This window comes from Neisseria sp. P0022.S010, assembly GCF_051956635.1.
Genome location: NZ_JBQCXF010000030.1, coordinates 1 through 22,563 on the forward strand (window position 1 = coordinate 1; position 22,563 = coordinate 22,563).

19 protein-coding genes and 1 pseudogene are annotated in these 22,563 nt (G+C 48.3%); 6 read left to right on the forward strand and 14 right to left on the reverse strand.

The window, feature by feature from the left end:
* Positions 1–782: pseudogene (locus ACTHUT_RS05230) on the forward strand (NADP-specific glutamate dehydrogenase); the annotation flags it as partial.
* 64 nt (positions 783–846) lie between these two features.
* Here ACTHUT_RS05230 and recG read toward each other — a convergent pair.
* The 4 genes from recG to grxC all read right to left on the reverse strand — a co-directional run bounded on the left by recG (position 847) and on the right by grxC (position 7,155).
* Complete coding sequence (gene recG, locus ACTHUT_RS05235; RefSeq protein WP_440385854.1) at positions 847–2,886, reverse strand: ATP-dependent DNA helicase RecG; 2,040 nt, start codon at positions 2,884–2,886, stop codon at positions 847–849.
* A gap of 248 nt (positions 2,887–3,134) precedes the next feature.
* Positions 3,135–6,179, reverse strand: coding sequence for a TonB-dependent siderophore receptor (locus ACTHUT_RS05240; RefSeq protein WP_440385853.1), 3,045 nt, complete (start codon positions 6,177–6,179; stop codon positions 3,135–3,137).
* Positions 6,180–6,441: 262 nt separating this feature from the next.
* Positions 6,442–6,876, reverse strand: a complete 435-nt coding sequence (secB, locus tag ACTHUT_RS05245) for a protein-export chaperone SecB (protein ID WP_440385626.1) — start codon at positions 6,874–6,876, stop codon at positions 6,442–6,444.
* A 21-nt stretch (positions 6,877–6,897) separates the two neighbouring features.
* Positions 6,898–7,155 (reverse strand): glutaredoxin 3, encoded by a 258-nt coding sequence (grxC, locus tag ACTHUT_RS05250; RefSeq protein ID WP_003684090.1) that lies wholly within the window; start codon positions 7,153–7,155, stop codon positions 6,898–6,900.
* Positions 7,156–7,391: 236 nt separating this feature from the next.
* Here grxC and ACTHUT_RS05255 point away from each other — a divergent pair, with 236 nt between their 5' ends.
* Positions 7,392–8,885: an Rne/Rng family ribonuclease gene (locus ACTHUT_RS05255; RefSeq protein WP_039861979.1), complete on the forward strand. Its 1,494-nt coding sequence runs from the start codon at positions 7,392–7,394 to the stop codon at positions 8,883–8,885.
* Between the two features lie 55 nt (positions 8,886–8,940).
* Here ACTHUT_RS05255 and ACTHUT_RS05260 read toward each other — a convergent pair whose 3' ends face one another.
* The 4 genes from ACTHUT_RS05260 to ACTHUT_RS05275 form a co-directional block, all read right to left on the reverse strand.
* Entirely contained in the window at positions 8,941–9,609 is a 669-nt protein-coding gene (locus ACTHUT_RS05260; RefSeq protein ID WP_440385625.1) for a DUF3108 domain-containing protein, read from the reverse strand.
* A 30-nt stretch (positions 9,610–9,639) separates the two neighbouring features.
* On the reverse strand, positions 9,640–10,266 hold the full coding sequence (gene purN / locus ACTHUT_RS05265; protein ID WP_049322704.1) for a phosphoribosylglycinamide formyltransferase: 627 nt from the start codon (positions 10,264–10,266) through the stop codon (positions 9,640–9,642).
* A 97-nt stretch (positions 10,267–10,363) separates the two neighbouring features.
* Positions 10,364–11,182, reverse strand: a complete 819-nt coding sequence (locus ACTHUT_RS05270) for an FKBP-type peptidyl-prolyl cis-trans isomerase (RefSeq protein WP_003745836.1) — start codon at positions 11,180–11,182, stop codon at positions 10,364–10,366.
* 160 nt (positions 11,183–11,342) lie between these two features.
* Entirely contained in the window at positions 11,343–12,608 is a 1,266-nt protein-coding gene (locus ACTHUT_RS05275) for a Glu/Leu/Phe/Val family dehydrogenase (RefSeq protein ID WP_049348913.1), read from the reverse strand.
* A 421-nt stretch (positions 12,609–13,029) separates the two neighbouring features.
* Between ACTHUT_RS05275 and ACTHUT_RS05280 the strand changes: the two genes are divergently transcribed.
* From ACTHUT_RS05280 to ACTHUT_RS05290, 3 genes are all read left to right on the forward strand, one after another.
* A complete protein-coding gene (locus ACTHUT_RS05280) occupies positions 13,030–13,743 on the forward strand; it encodes a phosphoglycolate phosphatase (RefSeq protein WP_440385851.1) in 714 nt (237 codons plus the stop codon).
* Between the two features lie 97 nt (positions 13,744–13,840).
* Positions 13,841–14,302 carry a recombination regulator RecX gene (gene recX, locus ACTHUT_RS05285; protein WP_003745830.1) on the forward strand — a complete coding sequence of 154 codons (462 nt, stop codon included), beginning with the start codon at positions 13,841–13,843 and terminating at the stop codon, positions 14,300–14,302.
* 75 nt (positions 14,303–14,377) lie between these two features.
* Positions 14,378–14,539: a hypothetical protein gene (locus tag ACTHUT_RS05290; protein WP_003745829.1), complete on the forward strand. Its 162-nt coding sequence runs from the start codon at positions 14,378–14,380 to the stop codon at positions 14,537–14,539.
* Positions 14,540–14,649: 110 nt separating this feature from the next.
* Here ACTHUT_RS05290 and ACTHUT_RS05295 read toward each other — a convergent pair whose 3' ends face one another.
* From ACTHUT_RS05295 to gmk, 3 genes are all read right to left on the reverse strand, one after another.
* Positions 14,650–16,806, reverse strand: a complete 2,157-nt coding sequence (locus ACTHUT_RS05295) for a bifunctional (p)ppGpp synthetase/guanosine-3',5'-bis(diphosphate) 3'-pyrophosphohydrolase (RefSeq protein WP_311476299.1) — start codon at positions 16,804–16,806, stop codon at positions 14,650–14,652.
* Positions 16,807–16,912: 106 nt separating this feature from the next.
* On the reverse strand, positions 16,913–17,119 hold the full coding sequence (gene rpoZ, locus ACTHUT_RS05300) for a DNA-directed RNA polymerase subunit omega (protein ID WP_003682294.1): 207 nt from the start codon (positions 17,117–17,119) through the stop codon (positions 16,913–16,915).
* A gap of 52 nt (positions 17,120–17,171) precedes the next feature.
* Positions 17,172–17,789 carry a guanylate kinase gene (gene gmk / locus ACTHUT_RS05305; protein WP_003745825.1) on the reverse strand — a complete coding sequence of 206 codons (618 nt, stop codon included), beginning with the start codon at positions 17,787–17,789 and terminating at the stop codon, positions 17,172–17,174.
* 168 nt (positions 17,790–17,957) lie between these two features.
* Between gmk and ACTHUT_RS05310 the strand changes: the two genes are divergently transcribed.
* Positions 17,958–18,518, forward strand: coding sequence for an adenine phosphoribosyltransferase (locus ACTHUT_RS05310; RefSeq protein WP_003745823.1), 561 nt, complete (start codon positions 17,958–17,960; stop codon positions 18,516–18,518).
* 50 nt (positions 18,519–18,568) lie between these two features.
* Here the strand turns inward: ACTHUT_RS05310 and ACTHUT_RS05315 are convergent, their stop codons facing one another.
* The 3 genes from ACTHUT_RS05315 to ACTHUT_RS05325 all read right to left on the reverse strand — a co-directional run.
* Positions 18,569–19,306, reverse strand: a complete 738-nt coding sequence (locus tag ACTHUT_RS05315; protein ID WP_003745821.1) for a toxin-antitoxin system YwqK family antitoxin — start codon at positions 19,304–19,306, stop codon at positions 18,569–18,571.
* A gap of 220 nt (positions 19,307–19,526) precedes the next feature.
* Positions 19,527–20,426 (reverse strand): 50S ribosomal protein L3 N(5)-glutamine methyltransferase, encoded by a 900-nt coding sequence (gene prmB, locus ACTHUT_RS05320; protein ID WP_049322128.1) that lies wholly within the window; start codon positions 20,424–20,426, stop codon positions 19,527–19,529.
* Positions 20,427–20,521: 95 nt separating this feature from the next.
* A partial coding sequence (locus ACTHUT_RS05325) for a nitric-oxide reductase large subunit (RefSeq protein ID WP_440418694.1) occupies positions 20,522–22,563 on the reverse strand: 2,042 nt, incomplete at its 5' end.

Below are 22,563 nucleotides of genomic sequence, written 5' to 3' on the forward strand. Positions count from 1 at the left end.
ACGAATTTGCTTCCGTCCTGACCGGCAAAGGCCTCGAATGGGGCGGCAGCCTGATTCGCCCTGAAGCCACCGGCTACGGCTGCGTGTATTTTGCCCAAGCCATGTTGGAAACCCGCAACGACAGCATTGAAGGCAAACGCGTGTTGATTTCCGGCTCCGGCAACGTGGCGCAATACGCTGCCGAAAAAGCCATTCAACTGGGTGCAAAAGTATTGACCGTTTCCGACTCCAACGGCTTTGTCCTCTTCCCTGACAGTGGCATGACCGAAGCGCAACTGGCCGCTTTGATCGAGCTGAAAGAAGTACGCCGCGAACGCGTGGCCACTTACGCCAAAGAACAAGGCCTGCAATACTTTGAAAACCAAAAACCGTGGAACATCGCGGCCGAAATCGCCCTGCCTTGCGCCACCCAAAACGAATTGGACGCAGACGCTGCCAAAATCCTGCTGGCAAACGGTTGCTATGTAGTTGCCGAAGGTGCGAACATGCCGTCAACTTTGGGCGCGGTCGAACAATTTATCAAAGCCGGTATCCTCTACGCTCCGGGCAAAGCCTCCAACGCCGGCGGCGTAGCGACTTCAGGTTTGGAAATGAGTCAAAACGCCATCCGCCTGTCTTGGACACGCGAAGAAGTGGACAGCCGCCTGTTTGACATCATGCACAACATCCACGAATCCTGCCTGAAATACGGCAAAGTCGGCGACAAAGTGAACTACGTCAATGGTGCGAACATTGCCGGTTTCGTCAAAGTAGCCGATGCCATGTTGGCGCAAGGTTTCTAAACCTCTATCCAGCCAAACCCAAGGCCGTCTGTTTTCAGACGGCCTTTTTCTTTTCATGCAAATTTTATACGCCCAAATAACCTTCCCTGCTGGAAAGCCACCTTGCCAGATGCGCTTCGACGATTTCGGGGTTTTGTTCAATCAGTAAGGGGGCGATTTCGCGCGCCTGTTCCAAGAGGTGCAGGTCTTCTTCGAGGTTGGCGAAGCGCAGCATGGGGACACCGCTTTGGCGCGCGCCGAGAAATTCGCCGGGGCCACGGATGTTAAGGTCTTGGCGGGCGATTTCGAAGCCGTCGGTGTGTTCGTAGATGACTTTCAGTCGCGCTTTGGCAAGTTCGCTCAAGGGTTCGGCAAACAGGAGGACGCACACGCTTTCTGCCGCGCCGCGCCCTACCCGCCCGCGTAATTGGTGCAGCTGCGCCAAGCCCATGCGCTCGGCGTGTTCGATTACCATCAGGGCGGCATTGGGCACATCTACGCCGACTTCGATGACGGTGGTGGCGACCAAGACGTTCAGACGGCCTGCGGCAAAATCCGCCATGACTTCGGCTTTTTCAGCGGCCTTCATGCGCCCGTGTACCAAGCCGATGTTGAGTTCGGGCAAGGCTGCCTGAAGCTGGGCTAGGGTTTCGGTGGCGGTTTGCAGTTGCAGGGTTTCGCTTTCTTCAATCAGCGGGCAGACCCAGTATGCCTGCTGCCCTTTGCGGCAGATGTTGAGGACGAAGCCTTCGACTTCGGCGCGGCGGACGTTGTTGACGAGGCGGGTTTTAATCGGGGTGCGCCCGGGCGGCAATTCGTCGATGACGGATACGTCCAAGTCGGCGAAGAAACTCATGGCGAGCGTGCGCGGGATGGGGGTGGCGGACATCATCAACTGGTGGACGTCGCGCCCTTTGTTTTTGAGGGCGAGGCGTTGGGCGACGCCGAAGCGGTGTTGTTCGTCCACAATCACCAAGCCCAGATTTTGGAACTCGACGTCGTCTGAAAACAGGGCATGCGTGCCGACGGCGATTTTGACGGTACCGTCGGCGAGTTTGGCTTTGGCTTCGTCTTTGGCTTTTTTGCGCTGGCTGCCGGAGAGCCAGACGACTTCGAGTCCTAAAGGTTCGAGCCATTGTTTGAACTTGATGAAATGCTGTTCGGCAAGGATTTCGGTCGGCGCCATCACGGCTACCTGCGCGCCGGATTCGATGGCGGTCAGCGCGGACAAGGCGGCGACGATGGTTTTGCCGCTGCCGACATCGCCTTGAAGCAGGCGGTGCATGGGGTGGGTTTGCGCCATGTCGCGGCAGATTTCGGAAACAACTTTTTCTTGCGCATCAGTCAGGGCAAACGGCAAAGCGTGGCGCAGGGCTTGGGTCAATGTGCCATCTCCGCCCAATGCCGCTGCCGTGCCGCTGACACGCTTCTGCCGCGCCAAGCGCATGGAAAGCTGTTGCGCCAAAAGTTCATCAAATTTAAGCCGCTGCCACGCAGGCAGCGTGCCGTCTGAAAGCTGGTGGATGGTGAAACTCGGCGGCGGAGAGTGCAAAAGGCGCAGGCTTTCAGCAAGGTGTGGCAGTTTCAGACGACCTAATAAAGCATCAGGCAAGGTGTCGTGCAGCGGCGTAACGTCCAAGGCCGTCTGAATAATACGGCGCAAAGTGGGTTGATTTAAACCGTTTACGGTCGGATAAACGGGCGTGAGGCTTTCCGCCAAACCGCTGCTCTCGGCATCGCGGATTTTGGGATGAATCATCTCATCGCCGTGAAACCCGTGTTTGATTTCGCCCACGGCGCGAATGCGTTTGCCGACCGCCATCTGTTTCTGGTTGCTGGCGTAAAAGTGGATAAAGCGCAGAAAAAGGACGCTGCCGGAACCGTCGGCAATTTGAACAATCAGCTGCTTGCGCGGCTTAAAAGTTACTTCCTGATGGATGACCTCGCCCTCAACCTGACACGGCACGCCGATCGGTGCGTCCTTAATCGGCATGATGTGCGTCTCATCCTCGTAACGCAATGGCAGGTGCAACACCAAATCCCACGCGGTATGGAGGTTGAGTTTTTCGAGTTTCTTGGCGGAAACGTCGGTAATTTTGAGCTGTTTTTGGGTTTCGGGCGTCATCTTAAAAGGCAGCTGATTTAAAGTTTGCTGTATTTTATCCGAAAACAAAAAGGCCGTCTGAACGCAATGTTTCAGACGGCCTTCAAAGCTGAATACTTGAAACAAATTAATATTTGAAAATACGCCGGCTATCGAATCAACTTCAGCCATTGTGAGGAAACAGCTTTCAAAAAAGAAGGATATTCAACCCATACTTTTATCAGGAATTTAGCAAATAATGTTTAGATACCCAATCATTATCCATTCTCCTAAAAATGCCAATCCAATTTCAATTTGACTGTCCGCGGTTCGCCATAGAAATTGTTTTGACCTCGCGTACGGTTATAGTTGTTTTCAAAATACGTCCTGTCAGCCAGGTTAGTTCCTATCAGGCTGATTCTGCCGTGTTTGTGAAAGTCATATTGAACAAAGCCATCTATAAGTCCGTAGCCTCCTTGGCGAATATTGTAAAGGCTACTTGTGCGACTTTGCGCGGATATTCCGCCGCCCAAGGTCAACTTAGTTTGAGGCAAGCGGTAGCTTGTACCGAGGCGGAACATATGTACCGGCGTGAAGTTACTGAAGTTATACGGGTCGGCAGTCGTGTTTTTCTCCAACCGCTCCGCGTTGACTTCCGCAGCATTTTTATACTTGCTTTTGTTATATGTGTAGCCAACAAAAATACGCCAGTTTTCCGACAACTCGCCAGCCAATTCAAGTTCTGCGCCGCTACTCTTAACCTTACCCACAGGTTTGGCGATGGTTTGGAATGAACCTCCGTTACTACTAGTATCAGGAACAAATCCAAAATCGACAACGGTACGGTTTTTCTGCTGTAAAACAAACAAGGCAAGCGAAGCATTCAGACGGCCTTGCAAGAACGACCCTTTCCAACCTATTTCATAGTTAGTCCCGATGAGTGGAGGAAGAACGGATTTGCTGGTTACATCAACGTTATCCTGTTGTTTAAAAATCTTAGTATAGCTGGCATACAAGCTTTGTTGTGGCGTCAGGTCGTAGGTAATGCCTGCATATGGCGTAAACCTATGGCTTTGCATTTTTGAGGTGTAATGCTCTTTGTCGATTTTGTTACTGTTCTCAGTTTGGAATGCCGTAGCAGGCTGGCCGTAGCGTACAGGCATTTCTTTGGTTTGTGTGGTTTCATAGCGCGTATAGTGCATACCGCCCAGGAGATGCAGGCGGTTGGTTGCATTAAAGCGGGTACTGACAGTCAAAGAATGTGTTTTATTCGTGTTAAGGTATTTCGAATAATTGTATAACGCCGGAACATGATCATCTGCAACCTGAACAGTTTTCCACAGCGGTATTTTCAGATATTGGTTTGCCCATTTCAAATTTCCCTCTTCATCCCGCTCTTGTATTTTGTTTCCATTTGCATCCAATTCGTAAACAGGATCTTGCACCATTACGCGCTCACCATTGTCGTTGACGGTCCAGACAGGCTTGCCTTCCGCATCCAAACGGGGAGTATATTTGGTAATATGCGCGCCACTGCATTCCGGCACATAGATTTTGTTATTACCTTTTTCGTTATAAATATGCCAATCTGGTTCGACAATACCTTTTTCTAAAGGATTACGCTCCGGACCATCGGGATGAATGCCGCAACTGCCTGCACCTGCATAACCTTGAGGACGGACAAAATAACGGTTTTGATAGATTTCTGTATAAGCAGAACGGATTTTTTCATTGTTATACGCATAGCCGACAAAGAAATCATGTTCACGTCCAAGCAGGCGGTAGTTACCTGTCAGATCCAGCTTAAAGCCCCATTGCACATCGTGTTTGGTATAGTGCAACGGCATGAAATTGTAACGGCGGTTGTATGTGTGGCGAAGATTGTATGCTGAGTCGTATAGACGGTTGGGAAACAGACCTTCTGCATTGTTAACAATGCCTTGCTTTGCAAGCTCCTTATCAATAAACTCTTTTTTATCTACTTCTACACCAGGATCCTGCCAGTCGTTGCACAGGAAATCCAAACCAATGTCCTGCATACATTGATCAAAACCTGCCCGGCGTGCTGCCGCCCTTTGGGAGCGATATTGTTCAAAAGCAGATGCATCGAAATGATGGGCAACGTAATCTGCTTTTTTCTCTTCATATGTTTTAGTGACGCCATCACGATATTCTTTTAATTTTGCCAACGCCTTGTCTTTAGGCTCAAAAGGGATAACCTCTCCCTTCTCGGTTAAGAAACCCGTTGCCTCAGATGCTGAAATACCTGCCGCGTGTTCGTTTTTCAGAAAAAATTGTCCGACTTTGGCATCTGAATCATTATGCGTATAAGAAATTTCTGCATTGAGTTGCCATCCATTGTCAAAGACATGTTGGAAACCGGAAAAAATATTGTATTTATCAGCATTCAGGCGTGACCATGAGGTTTCACCCAAATAAGTTTTACGTGGCAATTTCAAAGGATTGTTACAGGCAGGACTGGAGCTGAAGGCCGCAGTTTTTTGATCCTCACAAGGTAAAATCACGCCGGCAAAATCGGGAATATCTTTATTTTTCTGATAAGTGCCGCCCAATGTCAGCATACTGTTATCACTCAAATCCGTATCGATCACGCCATAAACCATGTCTTTCTTGTTCCATACACCCTCTTTAAAAGAGCGGTGATCCTCATGAACACCAACCAGCCTACCGCGTACCGTATGTTCATTATTCAAGCTTCCAGATACATCCAAAGCCAAACGCTTGCTGCCCCTATGGTCAGTGCTGATTTCACCTGTATGCTTAAACAGAGCTGTTGGCCGCTTACGGATTAAATTAATGGTTCCACCCGGTTCAGAATTAGACTGAGTAAGACCGGTTGCACCTCTGACAACCTCAATGTGATCATAAACAGCAAGGTCTGTACTTGGTGAGACATCGATTTTTGCCGTATAGCCCGAACGTCCAGACACATTCGTGGTAATACCGTCTTCACCAATCTGATCAACATAGAAACCACGAGACAAAAAACGAGTTTGTAGGCCCGAATCCCGAACTACGTTGATTCCCGTAGTGTTTTTCATTGCATCTTCTAAAGAATATATTGCTTTATCATCTAGCTGCCGACGCGTCATTACGCTCACCGACTGCGGCGTATCCTTGCCTGAAATACGCAAGCCAGTCGCCGTTGCCATCGTTCCGATTGTATAAGACTGACTGCGCTCGGTATTACTTTGTGCCTGCCGTTTGCCACTGACCTTGACCGTATCCATGTCTACATGTTCAACTTCTTGATGTCCTGTATCTGCAAAAACAGTTTGGCAAGGCAGCACCAATAACAAACAAATTGTTTTCATTTGAAAATCAGGTTTCACAACTATTTCCTTAATTAATAAAATCTACTTACCTATTTGATAAAAATTATAATTTATTAATTTTAAATGATATTTAATCTATAAAATTAAAATATAATAGTAATGATAGGAGGAATCATTATATACCTGATGCATTAATATATGAACTTTTTGTTATAGATTTTTTCTTATGTCCTGATTTTTAGATAAAAAAAGGCCGTCTGAACGCAATGTTTCAGACGGCCTTAATTTAGGTATAACGCGATTAAGCGTTAGCTTCCTGTTGTTGTTGGTATATGGCTTCGAAGTTGATCGGAGCGAGCAATACAGGTGGGAAGCCGGCGCGGGTTACGATGTTGGAAATAGCTTCGCGTGCGTAAGGGAACAGGATGTTTGGACAAGCAACGCCCAGCAGCAGTTGTACGTCTTCTTCAGGAATATTTTCCAGACGGAAGATGCCGCTTTGGGTAACTTCGTTCAAGAACATGGTGCGCTCTTCGTTCAGTTTGGCAGTCACGGTCACGGTAACGTCAACGCTGTAGAAGCCGTCTTCCAGTTTGGTGTTGCCGGTAGAAACGCGCATATCGACTTCAGGCTCACCTTGTTCCAAGAAGATTTGTGGTGCATGAGGCACTTCCAAAGACAAGTCTTTTACATACAGACGCTCAACGCTGAATACGGGTTGCAATTCTTCGCTCATTTTATTTTCCTAAGTTAAGGGTTAAGGATTCAGTAATTCGTCCAACTTGCCTTCCTGCTGCAAGCGGTACAAATCGGTAAAGCCACCGACATGGGTATCGCCGATAAAAATCTGCGGCACGCTGCGCTGGCCGGAAAGCTGCTGCATTTCGGCAAAAACTTCCGGATTGCCGTCGATGCGGATTTCGTTGATTTCTTTCACGCCCACCGCCTGCAACAGCCTTTTCGCCATGGTGCAGTACGGACAATACGGACCGGTATAAACAGTAACGGTTTGCATGATTTCTTCCAAAATACCAATGTTCATGACTATATGGGCATAAGCGTTATTTTACAAGTGTTCCCGCCGTACGGTTGTAAAAAACATTCAGACGGCCTCTTGGCATAAACATCTGCGCAGATGCGGAAAACCCATAATTAAAGTATGATAAGCGCTTTCGCAGAATGACTTTTGCCATTTGTTTTTTGAAAAAGGACACTTCGCAAAAGTTTTTCTATTCAAAATCAGGTATCCCCATGCTTTCAGGAATCCCCATCCCCAAGGACGCCGTGCGTCCGCCCGAAACTGTCCTCGTCAACATCACGCCGCAAGAAACGCGTGTGGCCGTTTTGGAAGAGAACAATATCTGCGAGCTGCACATCGAGCGCAACAGCGGCCATAGCTTGGTCGGCAATATTTATTTGGGCGTCGTCAAACGCGTCCTCCCCGGCATGCAAAGCGCATTCATCGATATCGGCTTGGAACGCGCCGCGTTTTTGCACATCGTCGACGTCCTCGAGCAACGCCGCAATCCGGACGAAACCCAACGCATCGAACACATGCTCTTTGAAGGCCAGTCCGTCTTGGTTCAGGTCATCAAAGACCCCATCAACACCAAAGGCGCGCGGCTTTCCACCCAAATCTCACTGGCCGGCCGTTTCCTCGTCCATCTTCCGCAAGAAGACCATATCGGCATTTCCCAACGCATTGAAGACGATGCCGAACGTAGCAGCCTGAGGGAGCGCCTCAACAACCTGCTGCCAGAAAACGCCTGCCACGGCTATATCATCCGCACCAACGCCGAAAACGCTTCCGATGCCCAGCTGCAATCAGACATCAACTATCTGACCAAAGTGTGGGAACACATTCAAAAACAGGCAAAAATCCAGCCGCCCGAAACCCTGCTCTATCAAGATTTGCCTTTGAGCCTGCGCGTTTTGCGCGATATGTTCAGCCTCGATACGCATAAAATCCTGGTCGATTCCACCGAAAACCACCGCCGCATGACCCAGTTTGCCGAGCAATACGTTCAAGGTGCATTGGGCAGAATCGAGCTGTTCAAAGGCGAACGCCCCCTATTTGAAACCCACAATATCGAGCAGGAAATCGCCCGCGCCCTGCAACCGCGCGTCAACCTCAACTTCGGCAGCTACCTCATCATCGAGTCCACCGAAGCCATGACCACTATCGACGTCAACACCGGCGGCTTTGTCGGCGCGCGCAATTTTGATGAAACCATCTTCCGCACCAACCTCGAAGCCTGCCACACCATCGCCCGCGAGCTTCGCCTGCGCAATCTCGGCGGCATCATCATCATCGACTTCATCGATATGGCGCAGGAAGCCCACCGCGAAGCCGTCCTGCAAGAGCTTGCCAAAGCCCTCGCCTTCGACCGTACCCGCGTTACCCTCAACGGTTTCACCAGTTTGGGTTTGGTCGAGCTGACGCGCAAACGTTCGCGTGAAAACTTAAGCCAAATCCTCTGCGAACCCTGCCCTTCCTGCCAAGGCCGAGGCCGTCTGAAAACGCCGCAAACCGTGTGCTACGAAATCCAACGTGAGATCGTCCGCGAAGCGCGCCGCTACGATGTCCAAGCCTTCCGCATCTTGGCCGCTCCGAATGTCATCGACTTGTTCCTAGATGAGGAATCGCAATCGCTGGCAATGTTGATAGACTTTATCGGCAAACCGATTTCGCTGGCAGTCGAAACCGCCTACACGCAGGAACAATACGATATTGTGTTGCTGTAAAGATAAGGCCGTCTGAAAACTTTTCAGACGGCCTTCTTGTTTGAGCAAATAAAGATTACGGTTTCACTACTTTACCGTTGATTTTGACGGAAGTCAGTTTCAGGTTGTAGGTTTTGCCGTCATCGGTATAGCTGATTTGCGCCGGGATATTGTCGATATCGGAAGCAAACGAGTAAGTCACGGTATCGTCGCCGCGGCGGACGCGATATTTGCTTACAGGCGTTGTACCGCCGTTCAGTTTATAGCTTTCGCTGCCAATTTTGTTCATGCTGCCGACGGTGTACAGTTTTTTACCGTTGGTAATTTTCAAACCTGACGGCAGGCGTACGTCATTGGCAGCCAGTTGCCATGCCAAAGTGAACAAGTCCATGGCCGGGCCGGATTTTTCGGTTTTCAAATCACCTGCTTTGCCGTAAGTAATGTTACCGCCGGAAAATTTGGCCTCGGCATACACTTTGCCGCCGCGCACATCTTTGTAGTAAGACGGATTTAAGGTCGTACCGTTGATGCTGCCGCCGGATTCAAAGCGGATATTGTAAAGCGGTACTTTGATGGTAGAGACGATTTTGTATTGGCTGCCGCTACGTGTGAAGGTCATGGTTGCAGGAATACCGTAGCTGCCTGAGTATTGCAAAACGACAGATTGCGGCAATTCAGCGGCTTGTGCGCCGATGGAGGCAGTGAGCAGGGAAAGTGTCAATAAGGTTGTTTTAATCGGATTCATGATGTTTTCCTTGTGTGTATGGTGTTTTAATTAAGCCAACAGGCTTTGACCGGCAGCATTGCGTTGTGCATTCAAAACTCGGTTGCCTTCGATTTTCAGACGGCCTGCAACAAAGTCGGCAACGGCTTGCGGGAACAGCTGGTGTTCAACCGTCAGCACGCGTGCGGCAACGTCGTCGGCGGTATCGCCATCCAAAATAGGAACAATGCCTTGTGAAATAATCGGGCCGCAATCCAGCTCGGGCGTTACGAAATGGATGGTACAGCCTGCCACTCGGCAACCTGCTTCCAATGCGCGCTCATGGGTATGCAAACCGGTGAAAGAAGGCAGAATGGACGGATGAATGTTGATCAGGCGGTTTTCATAATGTGCGCAGAACTCCGGAGTCAAAATGCGCATGAAGCCTGCCAATACCACCAAATCAGGCTGATAGGCATCAATTTTTTCCATCATGGCCTGATCAAATGCCAGACGCGAGTCGAAGTTTTTATGGTTCAAACTGTCGGTGGCTATACCGCGCTCTGCCGCCCATGCCAATCCGGCTGCGGTCTCGTTGTTACTCAATACGGCTGCAATGTTGGCATCGGGAATATCAGCATTCACAATTGCCTGCATATTGCTGCCGCGTCCGGAAATAAGGATGACGATATTTTTCATCATAATTCCTTGTTGGTTTGGAACAAAGGCCGTCTGAAACGGAATTTTTTCAGACGGCCTTTTATCCGTTGTTTAAGGGCGTAAGCCTTGATTCGGATTATTGAACTTTCTGTACGTCAACTTGTACTGGTTGTTGTGCAGCGGCATCAGGCGCGCCGACTTTAACCAGTTTCACGTCGAATACCAAAGTGGCGTTCGGGCCGATTTTATCGCCGGCACCCACTTCGCGGTAAGCCAATTTAGCCGGGATGTAGAATGTTGCTTCGCCGCCTTCTTTCAAGAGTTGGATACCTTCAGTCCAACCTGGAATCACTTGGCTTACAGGGAAGCTGACTGGGCCGCCGTTGGCTTTGCTGCTGTCAAATACGGTACCATCAATCAGACGGCCTTCATATTCAACGGTAACCATATCGTCTTTAGTCGGTTTTTTACCTTCGCCTTCTTTGGTGATTTTGTATTGCAGACCGGAAGCGCTGGTTTTCACGCCTTCTTTAGTCGCGTTTTCTTTCAAGAACGCTTCGCCTTTTTCCAAGTTTGCTTTGGCATCTTCAGCACGTTTGGCAGCCGCTTTTTCTTGTTGCTCTTGCAGGAATTTCATCATCACTTCCTGAGCTTGGGCTTCAGTCATTTTGACTTCTTTGCCTTCAAACATGGCTTCCATGGCTTCGGTGAAGACTTTCAAATCGATTTCTGTGCCTTGGTCTTTCATTTGTTTCAATGAACGGCCGATGTCCACACCCATTGCGTAGCTGGCTTGTTGGGCAGTAGAACCGATGGCGGAAGCATCTGCAGTCGCATTTGAAGCTGCGGAAGCAGCAGGAGCATCTTTGGCGGCAGTGTCTTTTTGTTGGTTGCAAGCAGTCATCGCCAACAGAGCAGACAAAGCCAATGCGCTGAATTTGAAAGTTTTGTTCATGATTATGTCTTTTCCGGAAAGGTCAAAAAAGGGGATTATAGCTGAGTTTGATTGAAATGGAATCAAGGTGGATTAAAATTTGTAAAGGCTCTTATCAAAAACATCAAGGCCGTCTGAAAACAGGTTTCAGACAGCCTTGTCTTAACTATCGGTCAGCCGATTAATACCAACCGCGCAGTTTCATTGCTTTTTCAACACGACGGATACTCATCATGTAAGAAGCGGTACGCAGGTCAACATCGTATTCTTTAGCCAAGTTCCAAATATCGCGGAACGCACGGCGCAGGACAACGGTTTCTTTCTCTTGAACTTCGTCAAACTCCCAGTAGTAGCCTTGCAGGTTTTGTACCCATTCGAAATAAGATACAACCACGCCGCCGCAGTTTGCCAAAATGTCAGGAACAACCAATACGCCGTTTTGACGCAGGATAACGTCGGCTTCAGGAGTAGTCGGGCCGTTTGCGCCTTCAACCACGATTTTCGCGCGGACTTTGCCTGCATTTTCGGAAGTCAATTGGTTTTCCAATGCGCAAGGGGCGAGTACGTCCACATCCAAAGCCAAAAGTTCGGCATTGCTGATTTCTTTACCGTAACCGGCTTCGTTGGTGATGAAGCCTTTTTCTTGGTATTCTTTGAACAGCGCTTCCATATCCAAGCCGTTTTCGTTGTAGATGGCAACGTCAACAGTAGATACGGCAACGACTTTCGCACCGGATTTGTGTGCATAGTAACCGGTGTGGTAGCCCACGTTACCGAAACCTTGAATGGCGTAAGTGGCACCTTTCACGTCTTTGCCCAGTTTTTCCAAAGCTTGTACGGCGGCGAAGTTTACGCCGTAACCGGTTGCTTCGGTACGCGCCAAAGAGCCGCCGAACTCAACCGGTTTGCCGGTGAATACGCCCGGTGCGGAATGTTTTACCACGTTTTCATAGGCATCAACCATCCAAGACATGATTTTGCCGTTGGTGTTCACATCGGGGGCGGGAATGTCGATTTTCTCGCCGATCAGCGGAGAAATGGCTTCGGAATAAGCGCGGGCGATGCGTTCCAATTCTGCTTCGGAATAATTGCGCGGATCCAAAGTGATGCCGCCTTTGCCGCCGCCGTAAGGAATACCGGCTACGCAGCATTTGATGGTCATCCAAATAGACAGGGCTTTGACTTCGTCCAGATTCACATTGGGATGGAAGCGCACGCCGCCTTTGTAAGGGCCGACGGCGTTATTGTGTTGGGAACGGTAACCGGTGAAATTTTCTACTGTACCGTTGTCGAGTTTGACAGGGAAGTTCACTTCCAAAACACGTTGCGGCTTTTTCAAGATTTCAAATACTGCCGGGTCGGCATTCAGGCGATCGCAGGCAATTTTTACTTGTTTTTGTGCAATTTCAAACGGATTCAGTGTTTCTTTAACAGCAGATGCGGACATGTATTTTTCCTTTTCATACACATGATTAGACGAGAGCCATACTTGTTACTATATACAAAAACGGGAGAAAATGTAATAGCATGTAGTCAATAAAAAGCAAATCCATTCATTTATATATGAATTTAGTTTGAGGCCGTCTGAAAATATAGACACCTTGACTCAAAATTTTCAGACGGCCCGGCCCCAATATTTCTCAAACCCTTTCCAAAAACGATACAAACCCTTTGTTTTTCAATACCTACCCAAGCTCCCTTTTTGTTGACAAAATCACTTCTGCCCTTCCCGACAGACAGCCAACCCTACGCCTGCAAAAATTGTTAACAATTTAAACAAGCAGCCATTGAAAAATCGGCAAAACATCGGCAAATCGGGGAAATAATGCTAAAATAACGCCTTAAATGATATGACAGAAAGCTATTTGATGACCGCTGCTACTTTAGAACACGTTCAAGCCGTTGCTTTTGATTTGGACGGCACTTTATGCGATTCCATTCCGGATTTGACTGCCGCCGCCCAAGCCATGTGCGAATACCTGGGTTTACCTGTTTTACCCACTCAAACGGTTGAAAGTTATGTCGGCGACGGCATCGGCAAATTGGTTCATCGCGTCATCACCCATGATCGTGAAAAAGAAGCCGATCTTGAAATCTGGGAAAAAGGCTTTGTGTTCTTTATGAAATATTATCGCGAGCACTTGAGCGACTTTACCCGCCCCTACCCTGAAACCGAAGCCGGCCTCGGCCTGCTCAAATCCTTGGGCATCCCGCTGGTTGTCATTACCAACAAAAATGAAGTGCTGGCTGCGGAGCTGCTGAAACAGCTCAATCTCGACAGCTATTTCAGCCTGGTTCTCGGCGGCGACAGCCTGACTGAGAAAAAACCCAGCCCATTGCCGCTTCAGCATGCGGCCGAAGTATTGGGCATCGATGTTGCCAATATGCTGATGGTGGGCGACTCTAAAAATGACATTATTGCCGCCAAAGCGGCCGGTTGCTTCAGCATCGGCGTAACCTTCGGCTACGGCGACATGACTTTACTCTCCCAAGACAAAGCAACCAAACCTGATTTGTTGATTCGCGCCCTGCCTGAAATCTACGAAAATCTGCAACCGCAAAAAAATAAAGACGAAGAATAATTCGGCTTTATTTTCAGACGGCCTTTTCGGCTATTTTTCTCAATCAGGCCGTCTGAAAATGTAATTCAATGTAGTTACCTCACCTCCGCCATATCCCATGAGACCCCCTAAAACCTTACGTGCCCGCGCCTTGGATATTCTTTCCCGTCAAGAAGTCAGCCGCGTCGGTTTGAAACGCAAACTGGCCCCGCACGCTGAAAGCGAAGAAGAATTGGAAAAGGTTTTGGACGAATTCGCCGAACGAAATTGGCAATCCGACCAACGTTACGCTGAAGCCTATATTCACAGCAAGAGTAACCGTTACGGCACGCTCCGCCTCAAACAAGCCTTGGCTCAACAAGGTATTGATGCGGATGACTGTCGGGAATTACTGCCCGACAGGGAGGACGAGCTGCAAACCGCCATTTCCGTTTTGCGTAAAAAATTCAAGCAAGAAGCTGAAGATTTGAAAGAAAAACAAAAACAAGCGCGTTTCCTTGCGTATCGCGGCTTTGGTGCAGACACCATTCAGACGGCCTTAAAAACCGCGTGGAATGAAGAAGAAGACTTCTATCAATAATCATTCCTACTTGAATCTTTACGGCTATCGGCGTACCCTTACGCTTTCATTCAATAATCTAATCAGAGCTTCATCATGTCCGACAAACCACACGATACATCCAATCCCCTACTTGAAGACGAACGCAAAAACCCTGTTTACCGCTTGGGTCAGGCAGTGGCCGGATTCATGTTGCTGGTTTGGGCCGGCGTTTTGGTCTTAGTTTTTTTCTTGGTTTTCCGATTTTGGTTGAGTTAAATCCAACCTGAAGCATTATTTTTCTTCAAAACAAACTGAAAGAAGTTTGTTTGTACATACTCAAAAGGCCGTCTGAAAACACTTTCAGACGGCCTTTGCTTATAACGAGATTATCCTCGAATCACTTTGCGGATATTCGGATTGGCATGCATCTCATGAACAATCTGATTAACCTGATCCAAGTCCTTGACTTTAATTGTGAATTTAAATTCTACAAAGCCTTCCGTTCCTGCTTGTGCTTTGGTCGGCGTATCGACAGATTCGATGTCCGCCCCCGAGTTGGAAATCGCTTGCGCCATTGAAGCCAACAAGCCATGAGCATCTTCGGATTTGACGTTGAGAATGGTGCGATATGTTTGATTACGCATACTGTCCCAACTTGCATCCAACTGCTCTTCCGGATCGGCTTTAACCAAAGTTTGACAGGTATCACGGTGAATAATCATGCCCTTGTCTTTGACCAATAAGGCGCGAATCGGATCACCAGGAATCGGATGGCAACATTCGGCAAAATGAATCCGGCCGGTCTCTTGATCGTTGACTTTAATCGGGCTGAGTTTAACCTCACTGCCGAAATGTTGGCCAGCCAACTCGGCAATATGCATGGCAACATGTATCGGCAAAGTATGCCCCATACCGACTTTGTAGAGAACTTCTTCAAATGAAGTTTGTTTGGTATTCAAATCGGCAAGGTATTTTTCTTTGAGGTCGTCTGAAAGCAAAACATCTTTAGGCAGCAGGCTGGATAAAGCTTTTTGCAGCAGGTTTTCACCCAAAACAACGGCATCATGACGATTCAGATTTTTAACGTATTGGCGGATGGCGCTGCGCGCACGGCTGGAAACGGCAAAATTCAACCATGCCACATTGGGCTTGGCATGTTCGGAAGTAATGATTTCGACCGTATCGCCGGTTTTCAGCTTGGTGCGCAACGGCATCATGACATTATTAATACGCGCGGCAACGGTTTTATGACCGATGTTGGTGTGCACGGCATAGGCAAAGTCAATCGGCGTTGCGCCCTTAGGCAAGGTCAAAATATCGCCTTTCGGAGTAACGATATAGACTTCGTTGGGGAACAAATCGACTTTGACATGTTCCAGAAACTCGATGGCATTTGAGCTGCTGGCTTGCAGGTCAAGAATATTTTTCAACCATCGGTTCATATGGAGGACGGCCTGATCCGGAGTGTTTTCTCCGGATTTGTAAATCCAATGGCCGGCAATACCGCCCTCGGCTACGGCATCCATTTCACGCGTACGGATTTGCACTTCGATCGGCAAACCGTAAGGGCCGACCAAGGTCGTGTGCAGGCTTTGATAGCCGTTGCTTTTCGGAATGGCAATATAGTCTTTGAAACGGCCGGGCTTGGGTTGGTATAAATTATGCAATGCACCCAATGCGGCATAACAGGCAGGAATGCTGTTGACGATGACCCGAAAGCCGTAAATATCCATTACTTCGGCAAAACGCAGTTTTTTAGCCAGCATTTTTTGATGAATGCTGTATAGGTTTTTCTCGCGGCCTTTGATTTTGGCTTCAATATTGACACCGACCAAACGCTGACTGAATGCACGCAGCACTTTGCCGACAACATCGCGACGGTTTTTGCGGCTGTTGTCCATTGCTTTTTTCAGGGTTTCGTAGCGGCTTGGGTGAAGGTTTTGGAACGATAAGTCTTGAAGCTCTTGATACGCGTTATTCAGACCGATGCGGTTGGCGATTTGAGCATAAATTTCGAGGGTTTCTTTGGCGATGCGGCGGCGCTTGTCCGGACGCATAGAGCCAAGGGTGCGCATATTATGCAATCGGTCGGCCAGTTTGACGACGATGACGCGCACGTCTTTAGTCATGGCGAGGATCAGTTTGCGGAAACTTTCCGCCTGATGCTCGGCATGATCTTCAAATTTGAGTTTTTCCAGTTTGGAGAGGCCGTCTACCATTTCGGCAATGGTATCGCCGAATTCCGCCGCCATTTCGACTTTGGTTACGCCCGTGTCTTCCAATACATCGTGCATAACGCCTGCGCAAAGGCCCTGAACATCCATGTGCCAAATCGCAAGCTGCGTGGCAACGGCAAGGGGATGGGTAATGTAGGGTTCGCCGCTCTTACGGGTTTGTCCATCATGGGCATGAAAAGCGTAGGCAATGGCTTTTTCAAGCTCGGCCTGTTCATTCTCATTGAGATAGGATGCGGTGCGAAACAGAAGATCGCGCGCTTCAGCTGTCAACGGGTCATAAGGAGCGGTGGGCAGTGGGGCTGGCATTTTCAGACGGCCTTTTATGGCTATTTTTTTAAGCCGTCAGACTGTATCGGTTGTTATATTGCACCGATACAGTCCGCACGGCGGTTTTATCGGTTTGCCGGTTGGTTTATTTGTTGCGTGTCAAAAGCTCGGTTCCGATTTGTCCGGCTGCGATTTCGCGCAGGGCGGTTACGGTTGGTTTGTTGTTGCGGATGTCGTCAACCAAAGGCGTGTTGCCGTTTTCCAGTTGGCGTGCGCGACGGGCGGCAACGAGTGTGAGGTCGAAGTGGTTAGGGATTTTACCTGTGCAGTCTTCAGTAGTAATACGGGCCATGTTTGCTTGCTTTCTTTCTATGTTTCAAATAAACGGTTATTTTCGCTGTTTTTTACGAATTTTCCAACAGGTTTGAGATAAATCCCTGCTGGGCGGATTTTTTCAGACGGCCTGCTTTAATAATGTGGAACAAATCGGCTTCGGCACGATCCAAATCGTCATTCACGACGACGTAATCGAACAAAACAGATTGTTCAATCTCGTGACGGGCTTTGGACAGGCGTGTTTGAATGACTTCTTCGCTATCCGTACCACGGCCGATCAAACGTTGCGCCAATACCTCAAAGGAAGGCGGCAGAATGAAAATACTGCTGGCTTCAGGCAACGATTTACGCACTTGCGCCGCACCTTGCACATCGATTTCCAAAATCACATCATAGCCCTCTTCGCTCAACGAATTTACGCCGGCGATGCTGGTGCCGTAATAATTGCCGAACACATTGGCGTGTTCCAAAAAGGCCCTTTGCTCAATCAGTGATTCAAATTCGTCTTTGGGGACAAAGTGGTAATGCACGCCATGCACCTCTCCTTCGCGCGGCTGGCGCGTGGTGTGAGAAACGGAAACACGGATATCGTCATGATTTTTCAACAGGCGCGACACCAAAGTCGTTTTGCCTGTGCCCGAAGCGGCGGAAATGATGAAAATATTGCCTTTTTTGTGATTTTGCATGGTAATTCAGCCGATGGTATGTATCTGTAAATTATAACACAACACAATGTTTCTCGGAATTTCAGACGGCCAGTTGCAAAATTTGGCTATTGTATCGATTAATTTGGCAAGTTTGCATATGACCGCTACAATGGCGTGTTAAAAACTTTTTGATTTCGGAATGTCGAAATGTTGATTCATCCTGAAGTAATGGGCGTAGAAGCTTTGGCGGACAAAATCCGTAAAATTGAAAACTGGCCGCAAAAAGGGATTTTGTTTCATGACATTACTCCCGTTTTGCAAAGTGCAGAATATTTTCGCCTGCTGGTTGATTTACTGGTTTACCGCTATATGGGGCAAAAAGTTGACGTTGTGGCAGGCTTGGACGCGCGCGGTTTCATCATTGGCGCGGCTTTGGCCTATCAGCTGAATGTCGGCTTCGTTCCCATTCGTAAAAAAGGCAAACTGCCGTTTGATACGGTCTCTCAAAGTTACGCTTTGGAATATGGCGAAGCAACGGTAGAAATCCATACCGACGCCATCAAGCCAGGCGCACGCGTTTTGTTGGTAGATGATTTGGTGGCAACCGGAGGCACCATGCTGGCAGGCGTCGAGCTGATCCGCAAACTGGGCGGCGAAGTAATCGAAACGGCTGCTATTTTGGAGTTTACCGACTTGGACGGCGGCAAAAAAATCCGCGAAAGCGGCGCGCCGTTATTTACCCTGTGCCAAAACAAAGGCTGTATGTAACACACAAAAAACCGCAAGCCGATCAGCCTGCGGTTTTTTTATTGTCAAAATTATTCGAGAACGTATCCGTCTGTATCCCAAAAGGTTTTTTTCACCAACTGGTCGTCTTTATACACCAACTCGGATTTCTTCGCACCATCATCATACCAATCCAAAATAATGCCGCTGCGTTTGCCGTTGCGAATACTCAATTCAGACACAATGCGGCCATTTTCATCCCAACTGATAATCTCCGTCGGTTTATCATTGCTCATCATCATTTCGGTTTTCGGGCTGCCGTCTGAATACCATTGTTTCCAATGACCGTTGGCCTTATCGTGCTTGAATTGGATTTCGCTTTCTTTGACGCCGTTGCGGTAATAACGAGAGCCTATACCCTCGCTCAATCCGTTTTGATAAGGCATGACCGCAGATTTTTTGCCGTTTGGATACCAGTTAATCCACTCGCCGTGCGGCTTGCCGTTGCGATAGCTGCCAACCATCTTTTTCTGCCCGTTAAAATGCCACAGAGTCAGCGTGCCATTGTCCAGAGCCGGCACAAAAACCTTAATCTGACCAGCAGGTATCTCGTACGGATCAGAATATTTTTTCATTGATGGATAGTAAAAATCCTGAACCTGCGCCTTGCCTGCCGCAATTTTGTATTGGCGGACATAAGCAACTGAAGGCATGGTTGCCGTCAGTTTACCGTTTTGATTGAAATAAACGGTATATTGCTGGGCAAAAGCGACAACGGGCGTACTGAATAAAACAGCAGCCAACAGGCCTGATTTTAAACAATTATTCATAATATTGGGTTTGGCAGTATATGTTCTACAAAAAGTCAGTAATAAAAATCTACCGGCATTTAAATCTATGACAAATATTATAAGCCATAGTTTCAAACCCTGCTTGGATTTCACAGCCGGCATATCATAGGCGTTTGTATTAAAACATTAAAGACATTACAAAATAGAGGCCGTCTGAATTTTTTTCAGACGGCCTTTGTTTTATTTACATCACAATAAACTATTCTTCACCCAACAATTGCTCACGGGTCAATAAGAATACAAACCCGTCGCCACCGCTGGTTTCCAACCAAGTAAACGGCAATTCCGGATAAGCAGCTTCCAATACTTCGCGGTTGTGGCCGATTTCAACCAGCAATACACCTTTCGGATTCAAATATTTCGCAGCCTGCAAAATGATTTGGCGTGTAGCATCCAAACCATCTTCTCCGCTGCCCAAAGCCAATTCCGGCTCATGTAGGTATTCATCAGGCAACGCTTCCACAGATTCCGCATCAACATAAGGCGGATTGGAAACAATTAAGTCGTAGGTTTCATCCAAACCTTCAAACAAATCGGTATGCACCAAGCTGATGCGGTCTTCCAAGCCATAATCTTCAATATTGATGGCCGCTACTTCCAAAGCATCTAAGCTCAAATCAACGGCATCGATTTGTGCATCAGGATAGTGATGCGCCATTTGAATGGCCAAACAGCCGCTACCGGTACACAAATCCAAAGCTCGATGCACCAACTCATCATGTTCAATCCAAGGACGGATACCGTCGCCAAGCAATTCATAAATAAAAGAACGAGGCACGATGACGCGCTCATCGACATAAAAATCAAACTCACCCTGCCATGCTTGATGTGTCAAATACGCGGCAGGAATATGCTCCACTGCGCGGCGTTCGAGAATGGATAACACCTCTTCCTTCTCACTTTGCAACAATTTAGCATCCAAATAAGGCTCCAACGTATCCAACGGCAGATTTAAAGTGTGCAAAATCAGATAGGCTGCCTCATCATGGGCATTATCGCTTCCGTGTCCGAAAAACAGTCCGGCATCGTTAAAACGGCTGACGGCGAAACGCAGCAAATCGCGAACAGTGGTCAGCTCTTGAGCAGCTTGCTTAAACATAATGTTTTGTCTTGTCGATTTAAGAATATTGAAATTATAACAGAAAGGCCGTCTGAAAACTTTTCAGACGGCCTTCGATTTAATTCAGCTTAAGATTATTTATCGCGGCTGAATACGATTTTGGTAGCTTGGATAGCAATGCAGACAGCACCACCGATGAAGATCAAGTCAGCAGCGGTACGAACCCAACGCAGGGTATCCAGAATTTCCATTTGCAGGAATTCTTCGCTACGTGCATACCACAGACCGTGAGTGATAGAAGCATAAGCTTGAATCACGCCAACCGGCAACAGGCTGATGGCAATCATACCCACCAGGCCGCCGTTCAACAGCCAGAATGCCCAAGTCATCAGTTTGTCGTCAAATTGAGCATTAGGTTTCAGGTAACGTGCAACCAGCAATACGAAGCCCAGAGCCAAGAAACCGTACACACCGAACAGAGCTGCGTGAGCGTGAACTGCAGTAGTGTTCAGACCTTGAATGTAGAACAGGGAAATCGGAGGGTTAATCAGGAAGCCGAATACGCCGGCACCGATCATGTTCCAGAAGGCAACTGCTACGAAGCACATCAGAGGCCAACGCAGACGTTTCGCCCAGTCGGACAGGTGTTGGTAAGACCAGTGTTCGTAAGCTTCACGACCCAGCAGAATCAAAGGTACAACTTCCAAAGCGGAGAAACATGCACCGATTGCCATAGAGGCAGAGGTAGAACCGGAGAAGTACAAGTGGTGCAATGTACCTGGAATACCGCCCAACATGAAGATGGCAGCAGCAGCCAAAGTAGAAGCAGTGGCAGTACTACGGCGGACAAAGCCCATGTTATAGAAGATGAATGCGAAGGCAGCAGTAGCGAACACTTCGAAGAAGCCTTCTACCCACAGGTGAACCACCCACCAACGCCAGTATTCCATCACAGCGATTGGAGATTTCTCACCGTAGAACAGGCCAGGAGCGTAGAACACACCCACACCGACCATAGAAGCTACAAAGATAGCCAACAGGTTTTTGTCTGTACCTTTTTCTTTAAAAGCAGAGATGGTGCAACGCAACATCAGGAACAGCCACAACAGCAAGCCGACCATCAGCAGAAGTTGCCAGAAGCGACCCAAATCCAAGTATTCGTAACCTTGGTGGCCGAACCAGAAGTTCAGCTCAGGTGGAATAATGTGAGTCAAAGCAAAGAAGTTACCTGCGTAAGAACCGCCGACTACGATGAACAGGGCGATGTACAGGAAGTTCACACCGGCACGTTGGAATTTAGGATCTTTACCGCCATTCACAATCGGAGCCAAGAACAGACCTGCTGTCAGGAAGCCGGTTGCAATCCAGAAAATAGCGGATTGGATGTGCCAAGTACGGGTCAACGCATATGGGAACCAGTCGGCCATTTCAAAGCCCAAGGCAGTATCGATACCGTAGAAACCTTGACCTTCGACAGTATAGTGAGCGGTCAAACCACCCAACAGTACTTGTACGACAAACAGCGCAACAGTCAGGAATACATATTTGCCCAACGCTTTTTGAGAAGGAGTCAGTTGTACTTTGGAAATAGGATCCTCAGTAGGTACTTCAACCTCTTCGTGTTTGGTCAAGAAAGAGTAACCCCACATCAGCAAGCCGATACCCATCAGCAACAATACCACGCTGGTGAAAGACCACATGTAATTTTCAGTAGTCGGTACGTTGTTGATCAAAGGCTCGTGCGGCCAGTTGTTGGTGTAAGTGAAGTTCTCGTCAGGACGGTTGGCCGAAGCAGACCAAGAAGTCCAGAAGAAGAAGTTGAACAGTTTTTCACGCGCTTCTTGGCTTGGCAATGTGTTGTTTTTCATTGCAAAGTGTTCGCGAGTAGTTTGGAACTTAGGATCGTCGCTGTACACACCGTGGTAGTAAGGCAGAATGCTTTCAATCGCTTTCACGCGGGTATCGCTGATAACGACAGAACCGTCTTCCTTAATACGGCTTTGATTGCGGTATTCGTCAGCCAAACGGGTTTTCAGAACAGCTTGTTCCTCAGGAGAAACTTCGTCAAATTTTTTGCCGTAAGTTTCTTGCGCAGTCAGATCCAACCATGCAACCAGCTCGCGGTGCAGCCAGTCGGCAGTCCAGTCCGGAGCTTGGTATGCACCGTGACCCAATA

Excerpts from the sequence above, each read along its gene's own strand:
- recX (WP_003745830.1), top strand. The coding sequence starts at position 13,841 with ATGAGACCCCCTAAAACCTTACGTGCCCGCGCCTTGGATATTCTTTCC.
- secB (WP_440385626.1), bottom strand. The coding sequence starts at position 6,876 with ATGAGCGAAGAATTGCAACCCGTATTCAGCGTTGAGCGTCTGTATGTA.
- prmB (WP_049322128.1), bottom strand. The coding sequence starts at position 20,426 with ATGTTTAAGCAAGCTGCTCAAGAGCTGACCACTGTTCGCGATTTGCTG.
- purN (WP_049322704.1), bottom strand. The coding sequence starts at position 10,266 with ATGAAAAATATCGTCATCCTTATTTCCGGACGCGGCAGCAATATGCAG.
- ACTHUT_RS05315 (WP_003745821.1), bottom strand. The coding sequence starts at position 19,306 with ATGAATAATTGTTTAAAATCAGGCCTGTTGGCTGCTGTTTTATTCAGT.
- recG (WP_440385854.1), bottom strand. The coding sequence starts at position 2,886 with ATGACGCCCGAAACCCAAAAACAGCTCAAAATTACCGACGTTTCCGCC.
- ACTHUT_RS05260 (WP_440385625.1), bottom strand. The coding sequence starts at position 9,609 with ATGAATCCGATTAAAACAACCTTATTGACACTTTCCCTGCTCACTGCC.
- ACTHUT_RS05270 (WP_003745836.1), bottom strand. The coding sequence starts at position 11,182 with ATGAACAAAACTTTCAAATTCAGCGCATTGGCTTTGTCTGCTCTGTTG.
- ACTHUT_RS05310 (WP_003745823.1), top strand. The coding sequence starts at position 17,958 with ATGTTGATTCATCCTGAAGTAATGGGCGTAGAAGCTTTGGCGGACAAA.
- ACTHUT_RS05295 (WP_311476299.1), bottom strand. The coding sequence starts at position 16,806 with ATGCCAGCCCCACTGCCCACCGCTCCTTATGACCCGTTGACAGCTGAA.
- ACTHUT_RS05280 (WP_440385851.1), top strand. The coding sequence starts at position 13,030 with ATGACCGCTGCTACTTTAGAACACGTTCAAGCCGTTGCTTTTGATTTG.
- ACTHUT_RS05290 (WP_003745829.1), top strand. The coding sequence starts at position 14,378 with ATGTCCGACAAACCACACGATACATCCAATCCCCTACTTGAAGACGAA.
- gmk (WP_003745825.1), bottom strand. The coding sequence starts at position 17,789 with ATGCAAAATCACAAAAAAGGCAATATTTTCATCATTTCCGCCGCTTCG.
- ACTHUT_RS05255 (WP_039861979.1), top strand. The coding sequence starts at position 7,392 with ATGCTTTCAGGAATCCCCATCCCCAAGGACGCCGTGCGTCCGCCCGAA.
- ACTHUT_RS05275 (WP_049348913.1), bottom strand. The coding sequence starts at position 12,608 with ATGTCCGCATCTGCTGTTAAAGAAACACTGAATCCGTTTGAAATTGCA.
- rpoZ (WP_003682294.1), bottom strand. The coding sequence starts at position 17,119 with ATGGCCCGTATTACTACTGAAGACTGCACAGGTAAAATCCCTAACCAC.
- grxC (WP_003684090.1), bottom strand. The coding sequence starts at position 7,155 with ATGCAAACCGTTACTGTTTATACCGGTCCGTATTGTCCGTACTGCACC.
- ACTHUT_RS05240 (WP_440385853.1), bottom strand. The coding sequence starts at position 6,179 with ATGAAAACAATTTGTTTGTTATTGGTGCTGCCTTGCCAAACTGTTTTT.